The sequence below is a fragment of the Chloracidobacterium sp. genome, assembly GCA_016711345.1.
In the GTDB taxonomy this organism is placed as follows: domain Bacteria; phylum Acidobacteriota; class Blastocatellia; order Pyrinomonadales; family Pyrinomonadaceae; genus OLB17.
Genome location: JADJTD010000001.1, coordinates 3,605,099 through 3,616,627 on the forward strand (window position 1 = coordinate 3,605,099; position 11,529 = coordinate 3,616,627).

Consider the following 11,529-nt stretch of genomic DNA (forward strand, 5'->3'; position numbering starts at 1 on the left):
TCGGAATGTTTCTTTCAGCCTCGTTGACGAGGCTTTCCCGCAGGGCAAATAGCCTCGTTGCTTTAGCACGTGGTTAGTTTCAACAATGGTCTAGAGGCGGTTTACCGTCCTTTGTTTAGAGTTACGGCTTTAGCCGCGATGCTTTTCACGCCTGAAGGCGTAACTCTGAACCGTAAGCCCTTTGAAACAGGATGGATCGTATATCAAATTCATACCACGCCGTACACAACGTGGCTATGTGCCGCGAGACGCGGAAAGGCCGTGTTGTTGCACAAATAAAACTATTGACTGAATATGCAAGTCATGCTACCCTCATAGCTAGAGCCAAATAGATATTTGACAACTGAAAATGACGAATAGTGAACGGTGTGTGACCGTTCCACCGAAGATCGAGTCGTTCCAATGATGTGAAATAGCTTAAACTATGCAAACACTAGGTTTATGGATTTCACATCGTATTGAATAATTTTTTTTCAAAAATCATGGAATAGATGCCAAAAAACGCCGTAACTCCAATAAAAATGGTGAGTTGCGCGTTCCACAGCGAAGTGGAACGGTGTGGAACGGAATGATTGTCTTCCCTTTTTTTGGCAAAGGGATTATTATCATTTTGGGCGGTTCTCGTCCGATAAGTCCTTGGATTCTTCTGATAGACCGGCCACCGCTTACGCTGGTTCTGACAATATTCATGCAAACAATACTCTTAGCGTCATTCGAGCAGCTTACTGGCTTGCCGGAATTTATTGCGTATATCTTTGTGTTCCTGTTCGGGGCGTGTATCGGCAGCTTTTTGAATGTCGTCATCTATCGCGTGCCGAATGAGAAGTCGTTAATGGGCAGCTCGAAATGTCCGAAATGCGACACGGCGATCAAGCCGTATCACAACATACCGATCTTCGGTTGGCTGATGCTCGGCGGTAAATGCAGCAACTGCAAAGAGCCGATCTCGATGCGATATCCGGCGATCGAACTTTTGACGGCGTTGGTGTTTTGTCTGGTGTATTGGCAGATCGGAATGACGGCATATTTGCCGGTCGCGTTGGCGTTTACTTCGGCGATGCTCGCGCTTATTTTTATCGACGCCGAGCATATGATCTTGCCGAACGTGATCACTTATCCGATGTTCGCGATCGCGTTGGTCATTCGTGCAGTTTATCCGATCGTTTTTCCCGAGGTTGTTTTTTCGGACACGGCTTTCGCACCGATCTCTTATCTGCAAGGTTATCCGATGTGGGCCGTATCGCTCGCAGGAGCGTTATTCGGAGCTCTGATCGGCGGCGGCTCCTTGTGGTTGGTCGGAGCGATCTGGAAGGCACTTCGCGGAGTTGATGCGATGGGTTTGGGCGATGTGAAATTGCTCCTCGGGATCGGAGCACTTTTCGGATGGCGTTTGACGATCTTAACGATCTTTATAGGTGCATTTACCGGTGCTTTAGCGGGCGTGATTATGCTTTCAAGACAAAAGGACAAAGATCTTCAGATGCAGATACCGTTTGGTATATTCCTTGGGATCGGTTCAATTGTCGCGATGCTATTCGGTGACAGAATGATCGAGTGGTATTTAGGTAGATTTGTGTAGCGGGGGGAAACGCGAGTGTGAACGAGCGTGCCAACGGCGACAATGCACGCTCGTTTACACTCGCGTTTCAGCCCGATGTTCCGAGCAGAGATATAAATCGCCGACTTTTCTGGCTTTGTTCTGCGGCACCCAAACACCGCATTTTGTGCAATTGACAAGTGGAACACTTTTTTCAGCCGTGCCTCGTAAGTTGTTTGAACCCTGAGCAATGTTTTGTTTAGCTTCCTTCAGGATCCTGGCAAAACCGATCATCCCGGCGATTTGTTTGCGATATTTCACTGCGGTCAGCGCTGCCAAAACTAGAACGACAAGAAGTATGATAAACGCTTCTTTCATTATTGGCCGCCGCCACGAGCCGCTGATAATTCAGATGTGAGTTCAGGTATGACGTTGTAGTTAGGATCGATGGATCTTAATTTTTCGAGGGCTTTCTCGGCTTCCGGCAGTTTGTTTTGCTTGATGAGAACGCGAACAATAAATTGCAGTGACCGCGTATGTTTTGGATTGGCGTCAATGACCTTTTGCAGTTGGGCAGCGGCTTTGTCATACGAAGGCGGCTCTTGGAGAAAGTAGGTTAAGCCTAGGTCGGTTGAAATGTCAGCATCGCCGGGTTTTATTTCGAGAGCGTCTGTGTATATCTCGCGAGCTTTTTGATATTCGGCAGCATCTTTTTTTGCAAAGCCAATATCAAAATGAGCGTGGCCAAGAGCTGTAAGGACGTCGAGATCTTTGGATTTGAGTGAGTTGGCCCGATTCAATATTCGAGCCGCTTCTGTAAGCAAATTAAAGTCCTGCTTCATTGCGGAGTAGTGATACAGTGCTGTGCCGAGTTCTTTTTGAAAGCCGAAATTTCCGGCGTTCTTATCCGCTTCTGCGATCTTCGCGTTGATCTCTTCATCAGTTAGATCAAGTTCGCCTTTGATCTGCGGACTGTTGGCATTTGACGCGGCGCTAGATGTTTGAGGAGCGGCTGTATTGATCGCGGAACGATTTAGAGAATTGGCTAGCCAGAATCCGCCGACGAAACCAGCGAATAGCGCGAGTATTATGAATAACAACGTGTTCTTATGCATCTGCAACGATGTTACCAGACCAAGCTAATACAAAAAAAGCGTTGCCGAAAACAAATTCAGCAACGCAGCATAGATATTTGAAAACTCAAACTATTTCTTTTTTCCTTCCGGAGCGATATATGGAAGATCTTCGGCCCTGCGGCGGATCGGCGGATCGGTCGCACGGCGACGCGGGACGATCGCATTGCCGCGGCGGTCAACACTCCCAGCAGGTAAGCCTTTACCGTGAACTGCTTCGACAAGTATGCGTGTTATTTCCTGCGAGAGTGTACGATGTTCACCGGCCGCTCTTCTGCGAAGCGACTCTTTCAATTCATTCGGGACATACGCACCGATAAATACACCTTTCCTGTTTGCCATAAAAAAGAAATTTCTCCTGTTATTCTAAAGACGCTTGATAAAACCAAGAAGTGAAGCGCGTCTATAAGCCGAATCTTGTTCCCGTTTTCACGGGTGATGATCATTCATCTAGGCCATGCGTTGCCACATGGCTCGAGCGGCCTACCCGGAAACGCCGCCGAATTACTTCGGCACTGAGCGAGCAGCTCAATCACGTTTCCCTATTTGGCCTTGCACCGCGAGGAGTTTACCTGGCCGCGACTGTTACCAGCCACGCCGGTGAGCTCTTACCTCACCGTTTCACCCATCACCTCTTTCGAGGCTGGTTTATTCTCTGTTGCACTTGTCGTCGTTTGATTGCTCAAACTCCCGGTCGTTATCCGGCTCGCTGCCCTATGGTGTTCGGACTTTCCTCTTTCACTTGCGTCAAAGCGATCACCCAACACGCTTCACTGTCAAGGCTCGAAAATTATAGCAAAAAATGTTGAACATTCAAATCCATTTTATATCAATGCTATTTTCGGATCTCGATAACATCGCCTGATTCCAAGACCGGATCAGCAGCCTTGCCATCTTTTATTGACCGAAGATTGTATTCGGTGCTTGAGAATAAACCCTTGTCGTCTTTACGCCCGATCATTGCCTTTTTCGGATTGCCTTTGGCTCCGCCCGCTGCTATCACCGCTTGATACAGAGTTAGGCCGGAAGAGTAGTCCTTTTGCCCCGTAGAATTCACTTCGCCTGTGATGTAGTAAGATTTGGAACGATTATCGGAAATAAACTCAACCGAATTGCCTGGATAGATAAGTACGTTATCCGTTTCCGCGTTTTCCAGATCGTAAGATTCTAGCTTTACAAGCGGAGCTCGTCTTATAAGGGCTTTCGTAGCTTTTGGGCTCACCACCGCTTCGGAGCGTATAGCATACAGCGGCATGGCTTCGCGTTGAAGATTTTTCTCGCCTGGATTTTCAACTAACCCTGAGATTGTGATCTTGTGACTTCCGAATTCGCGTACCCTTACTTCGATCTGCGGGTCGGGAAACAACGTAATGCCGCTGGCAAGCATTTCCTCGATCACCTCGACAGTTTGTCCCGCAGCGATAAGGCCTTCACCGGCAAGCGGAAAATTTATCGTGCCGTCGGAGCGAACGGTGCAATAGCGGGAACCTTGAGGCGAATTCTTAAGATTGATCAATAACACGTCACCGATTCCAACCTTGTAAATTTCGGTTGGCGTGCGAGAATTCGATTCGATCCTTTTGGCAAACTTGACTGTCGTTTGGGCGATATTCGGACGCTCTTCCAAAATGGGACTATTTTGGCTTTGCATGATAAAAACTGCCTCAACCGGGTCAATTTTTGCCGAAACCACAGCTACTTGTTTTTCATCGTTTCTTCCAGCTGGGCTCGGCGAATAAGGATTATTTCGTTTACTGCTGCCGGAAATTTGAGCGAAGCCCGCCATGCTGGTGAACAGCATTGACGCCGCCGCAATTATCATCAACCGTTTGTTTGGTACTTTCATATTTGGCACTTCAACACTCGTATAACTACTAGAGTTCAATCAAATAAAATGCCAAAACAAACAAATTTCTATTTTTTGAGGGATATTAACGAAAACGAGAGTTAAGAAAATCCAGCGGAAATAGGGCGGACCAATTTTTGAGATAATATTCGCGTAGGCAGCCCTCAATCTCTTCTGCCGTGAGCAGGCTTTGTATATTTGTAACCAAAGCAATTGAATCTGGAAGAGAAATACCGGTAAGTAATTGAAGGACCTGCGGGATCGAGGTTGTGTTCATGCTAAATTCGCGTGCTCCGAGTCCTAATAAAACCGGAACATAAAAAGGTGAACCAGCCATCTCACCGCAGACAGAAACGGGGATATCAGCTTTCTGTGCCGCATCAAATACACTAGCGATCGCACGGATCACGGCCGGATGAAGTGTTTGATACCAGTCGGCAACCGCATCGTTATCACGATCGACCGCGAGCAGATATTGAACCAGATCGTTTGTTCCGAGACACAAAAAGTCCACCTGCGTTGCGATGTCAAATGCTGTGAGGACAGCAGACGGGGTTTCGATCATCGCACCTAATTTTGGTTTGCCAATGTCGATGCCTGACTTGATGAGATCGAATCGTTCTTCCTCAATGATCGCTTTCGAACGAGTTATTTCACCCACGCCGGATATCATTGGAAGAACGATGTCGATATTTCTGCCGAAAGCTGCCCGTAACAGTGAACGGATCTGTATCCGAAAATGTGTAGGATCAGCAAGGCTGAGGCGGATAGCCCGAAGACCAAGCGAAGGATTTCGCTCTACCCAATGTGCATCGCTGCCAAATCGCTCAACACCGACATCAAAGGTGCGGATCTTAACACCATGTTCGCCGACGGCATCCGCAATTTGGCAATAGGCCTCAAATTGCTGGTCTTCCGTTGGAATTGGTCCTGATTGACGCAATAATGACTCGGATCTATATAGCCCGATTCCTTGAGCGCCCATGTTTTTTGCTGTCTCATAAGATTCCGGCTTGTCAATATTGGCACGGATCAAAAAGTGAGTTGCGTCGTTCGTTTTGGCGGCTTCATTGTTATGAGAAATATGTATGCCCGAATGTTTGTCAGGTTTACCGAGAGCTTCGAATTCTGCAACAGTTTTGTCGCTCGGATTTAATATGATCTCGCCATTAACACCGTCAACAATGACACAATCACCGGCAGAGACGAACTGTTCGAGATTTCTAACACCAGAGACCATCGGCAGATCAAATTCACGAGCAAGAATAGAAGAGTGCGATGTCCAACCGCCCAATTCGGTGATGATCGCGACCGGTTTCTTCTTAGCGATCTCTATTATTGTGGAAGGGCTTAGATCGCGTGCGACGATCACTGATCCCGAGACCGTCGGATCAGCGGCGTGTGAGCCGTTAAGCTCCTTTAAAAGATGGTTTGCGACGTCTTTTATATCAAGGTATTTATCCCTAAAACTAATGTCAGACACACTTTCTTGCTGTTTTATGTAGTGATCCGAGATCATCCGTATCGCCCACTCGGCATTTACGCGTTCTTCGTGAATAAACGTCTGGATCTTTTCTGCGAATGAGGATTCGAGTATAAGGAGATGCACACCGAAGATGCCTGAAACGGGTTCGTTGGGATCATCGTTCGAGGCAATCTCATGAAGCCGCAATATAGATTTGTCGAGAGCCGCTTTGAATCGTAACAGTTCGGCTTCGGTTTCTTCTGAGTTAAGATCAAACCTAACGGAGCGTATATTTTCACCGCGTAAAAAAACGATCTGTCCGATCCCGATGCCACGAGATACGGCAAGAGCCGGAATCCGTTGTTCGCGGTTCACTCGAATAATATCCGATGCTTGTTTCGTTTCAGTCAAAGCGCTTATACAAATACGCGATAGCCAAGGAAACGTTCCATTAGTTTCCAAAGCTAAAACCGCTTCCGCCGCCTTGTGACGGGAAGAACGGTTTTAATAAACCAGCAAACGCCGCCAAATTCCTTGTTTGTATAAGTATCTCGCCTGGGCCGACAAACTCAGCAACCATGCCTTCACCGCTCAGCAAACTTCGTAGATAGCCACTCTTTGCTGCTTTTCGAAGGTTGTATTGCATATGGCCTTCCCATGCGACTAGATGTCCTGTATCGACAACGTATTGTTCGCCGGGCCTGAGCGTTCGCCTGTGTATCGCGCCGAATGAAGAGACTAGCAACAGACCCGTTCCAGAAATCTGCAAAACAAAAAGCCCTTCGCCGCCGAAGAAGGATTTTGCTCCGCCAAACTTAGTATCTACGGTCAATGACGTATCACCGGCAAGATATGAGCTCGACTGTACCATGAACGCCTGATTCTGCATCTCAAGCCCGGCCACATCACCGGGGGTTCCCGGAGCAAACGTGACTTCGCCTGGTCCGCCTTTCGCCGTAAAAGTCGAAACAAATGCCGACTCACCGCCGACGGCGCGTTTCAGTGCTCCGAAAACACCACCTTTCAACTCAGAGTGAAGGTCAATATTTGCAGACATTGAAACCATTGCTCCGGCCTCTGCACATATTGTTTGTTCGGCTTGTAGATTGACGACGGCGAGTGCGAACGCTCCTTGATGCTCGATCGCCCAAGTGTAGCCCCGGCCTTGTCCTCTCCCGTCGGTGTCAAAGTGAAAGGCTCCGCCCGAAGGATACGACGGTGTTGGTGTAGATGTCGGCGCAGCTTGGGGAATGGGATCGGATTGCAATACCATGCCGCACGAGCCGCAGAATTTTGCCCCGTCCATTAATTCTGCGTTGCATTTCGGGCAGTTCATATTTTGACTCCTTTAGATTTTTTTATAATTATTTCGGCTGCGGCCTCAGCGCTTGTAACAAGATCCAGCAAATTTACATCGGCATCACTTACGGCAAGATTTGTTCTCCATGCTTCGATCACAGGCTTCCAGCAATCGCCGACCAATACTAGAGGACACTTTTTGATTACGCCGGTTTGGAGTTTATTCCAAACGAGGGATATCTCAGTAACGGTTCCCATTCCGCCGCGGAAAGCCACAAACCCCACGCTTCGCGTGATAAGGTTTTGAAGCCGCTCATAGAAATGGTTCGTCGCTACTTTATCGGTCAAATACCTATTCGGCTCATTCTTGAATTGATTCAGGACAATTCCGAATACGCGGCCGCCTTTTTCGTGAGCTCCGCGCGAGGCCGCTTCCATAATGCCTAAATAGCCGCCAGTGCAAATGGTAAAACCCGCCTCGGCCAAACGGCCTCCAAGCTCCATAGCTTCATGGTACTCAGCCGAACTCTTTGCACATTTCGAACCGCCAAAGATGGTTACAATTTTTTCGTTTGATTTAGTGATCACGATAGTAGATTCCAGTTGTAATAATTATAGCGATTGCCGATTCCATTTCCAATCGATCATTTGCCTGTTACCTCTTCGGGAGTCAGGTTTCCTGCTGCGTGTATAGCTTTGGTAGTGTTGGTGATCAATAGAATAATCATTCCCGCAACGAAGAATACGATCAAGGCCAAAATCGCCTGCCGATACGAGCCCGTCGTGCCGACAACTACTGCGAACACCAGATTTCCGATCCACGAAGTACCTTTTTCAGATATCTCGTATAGGCCGAAGAATGCCGACTCGCGTGATTTTGGGATCATTTGCGAGAATAGCGAACGCGATAGAGCTTGCGTTGGCCCTAAAACCAAGCCAATAAACGCCGCCATTATCTGAGCCTGAAATGTCGATTGTAGAAATCCGTATGCAAAGATCACTATTCCCGACCAGATAGCCAGACAAGCGATGATCGTTCTTTTTGTGCCGATCACACGCGACAGCCGTTCGAAAGCAAGTGCTCCGATCAAAGCACACACTTGTGCAATCACGAATATCATCAATAGAAAAGTTGGATCGCTCTCTAGTCCCTTTGAAATAAATAGTTCCTGAGAAAGAAATATCGAGGAATTAAGAATAACGGTCTGAACGCCGTCGTTATACAGTAGATATCCGGCGAGAAAAAGCAAAGTGTATTTCAGGCCGGCGAGTTCACGAAGTGTTCTCAACAGCTCTATAAAACCAACGGTGACAAGGCTCCTGCCTTTTGCATCCTGTTCGGGATGCCTCGATTTTACGAGTGTGAAAGTGAGCGCAGCAAAAACTCCCCACCAGATCGACGCAACAAGCATTGAGACTCGAACGGCCGTTCCTTTATCCACCCCAAAAGACGGAGCAAAGTTGATCATCGCCAGGTTCACGAAAAGCATTACCAAGCCGCCCAGATAACCCGACGCATATCCGTAACTGCTGATCTTGTCTCGTTTATCTTCAGTCGTTAGGTCGACGAGGAACGAATTGTAAAAAACATTCGACGCGGCAAAGCAGATATTTGAAATAAGCAGGAAAAGACAGCCCCAGAGATAATTTGTCCCGGAGACAAAGAACAATAACGAGCTTGCTAGCACACCGATATAGCAAAAAAATGCCATCATCTTTTTTTTGTACGGCGTGAAATCGGCGATCGATCCGAGCATCGGCAACAGAAAGATCTGGAGGAATATCGATGCTCCGAGGGTCGAAGTAAAAAGATTGTCCGAGGTTATCGAACCAAACGGCCCAAGTTGAAGAACCACTCCCGCCTTCCCGACATCATCTTGAGCAAGAGCGGTCAGATACGGGCCGGCAAGAACAGTGACAACGGTCGTGTAGAAGGCCGAATTTGCCCAGTCATAAGTGAGCCAGCCAAAGATCTCCCTTCGATCATTTTTCCCCGTTACAGATGAATCCATTGTATTTGCTTATCGTTCCTACCCGTTCACAATAAAGCAGAGCACCCGAATTGTCTATCGCTATCGATGCGACTGTAATATGTTTTTAGGTCACCGATTGTAAAACGATTCCGTGTTCCCGTATCATCTAGTTTCGGAACTCTCGACGATATGAAGGCCATGATCCTAGCCGCCGGCTTTGGCACGCGGCTCTTTCCATTAACGATAGACCGCACCAAGCCGGCGATTCCTTTTCTGGGGAAGCCGCTTGTCGGCTATGTTGCCGAGTACGTCGCGGGATATGGTATCAAGGATTTCGTTGTCAATCTGCATCATCAGCCTGACTCCGTTATCGACGCACTGGGTGACGGCAGCGACTTTGGAGTTCACATAGATTATACTCGCGAGGAACCCAACATTCTGGGAACCGCAGGAGCTCTCGACAACGCCCGCCAATTTCTCGAAGATGGTACTTTCCTGATCATAAATGGCAAGATAATCACTGACATCGATATCGGAGCAGCCGTTGAAACCCATAAACGATCGGGTGCGATCGCGACCATGGTGTTGAAGCCAAACCTTAAACGGGAGAAATTTACCATTGTCGAAGAGCTCGATGGCTACGTTACAGGTTTTGGCGATGATGCTCCGCCGTTGACTGAAGACGAGATACGCGATCCAAAATGGACAGCACGAAATCTGTTGATGTTTACAGGAATCCATATTCTTGAACCGCGCGTTTTTGACTATATTCCTCGAGGCATTTACTCCGATATCGTGCCGACTTTTTACAATCCGGCTTTGCGAAAAGGTGAGAAGATCGCTGCTCATATCACCGATGCTCACTGGTTCGAACTTTCAACGATTCCACGGTATCTCGATATTTCACTTGCGATGATGAACGGCAGCGACGTGCATGTTGGCAGACATTGTCAATTGTCGGGTTCAGCGAACATTAAGAATTCTGTGATTTGGGATGACGTAACGGTAGGTGACGGAGCAGTTCTTTATCGAACTATTATTGCTGACGGTGTCACGATCAGTGCGGGTGAGCATTTTGAAAACGCTGCGATCGTCCGGGCAGATAGTGTCCGCAGCTGCAAAGATATTCCAAAAAAGGCCTTGAGGGGATATATTCAGGGTGAAAACTATATCGTTCCATTAAACTGAACTTGATTTTTACACTCATAAATGTCGGACCATCTAACAAGGCTTCAACAATTCCTAGTCTCACGAAATTTGCCAACGGAAGTTACGGTGCTAACTGCCGATGCATCAACCCGTGATTATTTTCGTACTGAATGGAAGGGCAAGAGTGCAATAGCGTGTGTTTACCCCGAGCCTTTTGAAGAAGCTGCTCGAACATATCTCGACGTCACCACGCTTTTTCTCGCGGGCGGGTTGCCGGTCGCTGAGATACTCGATTTCGACGGCAAACAAGGCATTATTATTCAGGAGGATCTCGGCGACATCATTTTGCGCGATGTTATCAGTACGGCAGATGCGGAAAGACGAAAACGTCTTCGTAACGAAGCGATCTCTCTTATCGCCAGAGTTCAATTGCTAACTCCAAAAGCCTTTCAAATCAATTCAGTCGCATCACGACTCAAATTTGATACGGAAAAGCTCGAATGGGAATTGAATTATTTCAAAACGCATTATTTTGAAACGTTCCTGAATAAGCCCCTTTCCGCCGAAGATGATGCGAGCCTGTCGGCTGAGTTTCATGAACTTGCGGTCGAGCTTGAATCGTATGCGTCGGTCCTTTGCCACCGCGATTTTCATCTGGCAAATCTGATGATCGACAAGGAAGACCGAATGCGGATCATCGACCATCAAGACGCGCGAATCGGTTCACCGGCATACGATCTGGTGTCGCTTTTGCTTGATAGGATAACGGAGCTTCCTTCGCCAGAATGGCTCGCGGATAAACGGGCATATTTCCTCGACGTGCGGCGGCGTCTCGGATTGCCAAAGATCGATGAGGACGAATTTGCCTACGAATTCCGCTTGCAAACCATACAACGATGCCTCAAGGCCGCCGGCACTTTTTCCTATCAATCCGCCGTACGCGGCAAGAAGCATTTCATTCCATTTATCAAGCCGATGTTTGGCATCTCTATTCGCGGAGCGATCAACATCGGACGTTTTCCAGTATTAAAAGAAATACTTATGGAGCAGATCGATGAGAAATAAATTATCTGGATTAGTCCTAGTGTTATTAGTTTTTACCGGGCTTTCGGCTGTGATATTCGGCC

At 47.7% G+C, this 11,529-nt stretch carries 11 protein-coding genes and 1 other RNA gene; 3 read left to right on the top strand and 9 right to left on the bottom strand.

Annotated elements, in window-relative coordinates; all coding sequences use genetic code 11:
• The first annotated feature begins 688 nt into the window (after positions 1 to 688).
• Positions 689 to 1,579: a prepilin peptidase gene (locus IPL32_15265; GenBank protein ID MBK8467177.1), complete on the top strand. Its 891-nt coding sequence runs from the start codon at positions 689 to 691 to the stop codon at positions 1,577 to 1,579.
• A 54-nt stretch (positions 1,580 to 1,633) separates the two neighbouring features.
• Here the strand turns inward: IPL32_15265 and IPL32_15270 are convergent, their stop codons facing one another.
• The 9 genes from IPL32_15270 to IPL32_15310 form a co-directional block, all read right to left on the bottom strand.
• Entirely contained in the window at positions 1,634 to 1,915 is a 282-nt protein-coding gene (locus tag IPL32_15270) for a hypothetical protein (protein ID MBK8467178.1), read from the bottom strand.
• Positions 1,915 to 2,652, bottom strand: coding sequence for a tetratricopeptide repeat protein (locus IPL32_15275; GenBank protein ID MBK8467179.1), 738 nt, complete (start codon positions 2,650 to 2,652; stop codon positions 1,915 to 1,917). Before IPL32_15275 ends, IPL32_15270 begins: the two co-directional genes overlap by 1 nt.
• A 90-nt stretch (positions 2,653 to 2,742) precedes the next feature.
• On the bottom strand, positions 2,743 to 3,012 hold the full coding sequence (locus tag IPL32_15280) for a hypothetical protein (GenBank protein MBK8467180.1): 270 nt from the start codon (positions 3,010 to 3,012) through the stop codon (positions 2,743 to 2,745).
• Between the two features lie 48 nt (positions 3,013 to 3,060).
• An RNA gene (gene rnpB / locus IPL32_15285) (RNase P RNA component class A) lies at positions 3,061 to 3,442 on the bottom strand.
• Between the two features lie 63 nt (positions 3,443 to 3,505).
• Entirely contained in the window at positions 3,506 to 4,516 is a 1,011-nt protein-coding gene (locus IPL32_15290) for a polysaccharide biosynthesis/export family protein (protein MBK8467181.1), read from the bottom strand.
• 85 nt (positions 4,517 to 4,601) lie between these two features.
• On the bottom strand, positions 4,602 to 6,356 hold the full coding sequence (gene ptsP, locus IPL32_15295; GenBank protein MBK8467182.1) for a phosphoenolpyruvate--protein phosphotransferase: 1,755 nt from the start codon (positions 6,354 to 6,356) through the stop codon (positions 4,602 to 4,604).
• A 76-nt stretch (positions 6,357 to 6,432) separates the two neighbouring features.
• The gene (locus IPL32_15300) at positions 6,433 to 7,317 is read right to left on the bottom strand and encodes a TIGR00266 family protein (GenBank protein ID MBK8467183.1); all 885 of its coding nucleotides are present in this window, start codon (positions 7,315 to 7,317) and stop codon (positions 6,433 to 6,435) included.
• Positions 7,314 to 7,868 carry an LOG family protein gene (locus tag IPL32_15305; protein MBK8467184.1) on the bottom strand — a complete coding sequence of 185 codons (555 nt, stop codon included), beginning with the start codon at positions 7,866 to 7,868 and terminating at the stop codon, positions 7,314 to 7,316. Before IPL32_15305 ends, IPL32_15300 begins: the two co-directional genes overlap by 4 nt.
• A gap of 56 nt (positions 7,869 to 7,924) precedes the next feature.
• Positions 7,925 to 9,292, bottom strand: coding sequence for an MFS transporter (locus tag IPL32_15310; protein ID MBK8467185.1), 1,368 nt, complete (start codon positions 9,290 to 9,292; stop codon positions 7,925 to 7,927).
• 150 nt (positions 9,293 to 9,442) lie between these two features.
• On the opposite strand from IPL32_15310, the gene IPL32_15315 reads away from it, so the two are divergent.
• Both IPL32_15315 and IPL32_15320 read left to right on the top strand, forming a co-directional pair.
• Positions 9,443 to 10,441 (top strand): NDP-sugar synthase, encoded by a 999-nt coding sequence (locus tag IPL32_15315; protein ID MBK8467186.1) that lies wholly within the window; start codon positions 9,443 to 9,445, stop codon positions 10,439 to 10,441.
• A 69-nt stretch (positions 10,442 to 10,510) separates the two neighbouring features.
• Positions 10,511 to 11,467 (top strand): phosphotransferase, encoded by a 957-nt coding sequence (locus IPL32_15320; protein MBK8467187.1) that lies wholly within the window; start codon positions 10,511 to 10,513, stop codon positions 11,465 to 11,467.
• Positions 11,468 to 11,529 lie beyond the last annotated feature (62 nt).